Here is a 494-nt window from a genome sequence, read left to right as displayed (position 1 = left end):
TATGTGGACTCCCCCATGTCAACAACCAAAATTTAATATCACAAAAAGAAAAATGCGTGCTTATGTTCGAGCTCTAGTAGAGAAGCTATCTCTGGCTCACTGATGTTTACGCGAACAAACGGCCAAGTCTCGCTGGCGAGCTTTTATGCTCCAAGCTTGCGGCTGACTTCGTTTGTAGATTTTTATCTTTGTTCAAGCATTTTAGTTGGTTAACTCTTTTTGCGCTGTGAGTTATGCAGCGTGATATTCTGTATTATTTTGCAGCATGCTATAAGCAGTTCTGACTGTCTTGTTAGCCAGGGCTACAGCTGCACACCTATTACCTCGCCGTTGCATTAAGCCCTGCAACCAAAGTTCTTTTTTCGTTTTTGCGCCATATTTTATCACTTTAATCACCACTGACATGGCACCAGTGATCAGCTGACTTCGAAGGGAGCCTTTTTTACAATACTTACCTATGGTTCCCATGACTTCTTTACCACCAGAGGAATGCT

Annotated in this window: 1 pseudogene; it reads right to left on the bottom strand. The window is 42.5% G+C overall.

What is annotated here, in order from left to right:
- Positions 1-231: 231 nt before the first annotated feature.
- Positions 232-494: pseudogene (locus tag J8L84_RS20250) on the bottom strand (IS110 family transposase); the annotation flags it as partial.

Origin of the sequence: Alteromonas sp. MMG017 (genome assembly GCF_018100795.1) — a bacterium.
In the GTDB taxonomy this organism is placed as follows: domain Bacteria; phylum Pseudomonadota; class Gammaproteobacteria; order Enterobacterales; family Alteromonadaceae; genus Alteromonas.
This window is presented reverse-complemented; position numbering and strand designations above follow the sequence as displayed.